This is a genomic window from Flavobacterium xizangense (assembly GCF_054075145.1).
Genome location: NZ_JBSIPG010000148.1, coordinates 1 through 263, shown reverse-complemented (window position 1 = coordinate 263; position 263 = coordinate 1). Strand labels below are relative to the sequence as shown.

The 263-nt window shown below is 33.8% G+C and carries 1 pseudogene; it reads left to right on the top strand.

Going from position 1 to position 263, the window contains the following annotated elements:
* Positions 1-263 (top strand): annotated as a pseudogene (locus tag ACWA1B_RS22875) (glycoside hydrolase family 127 protein); the annotation flags it as partial.

Here is a 263-nt window from a genome sequence, read left to right as displayed (position 1 = left end):
CCAATTTTAACGATTTTCATCTCGCTTCTGGTTTTAGCTTCCTGTAAAGAAACCAAAAACAATGCCGTACAATCGAGTAAAACTTCAGCCTTAAAAGCAGGTTACGAAATTGAACCAGTCAACATTCAAAATGTAAAATTGACAGATTCATTTTGGCTTCCTATTATCAAAAGAGTGCAGGAAGTTACGATAGAATATGCCATTCAGAAATGTAATGAAGAAGGCCGTTTTGAGAATTTTTTAATTGCTGGAAAACAAAAAAC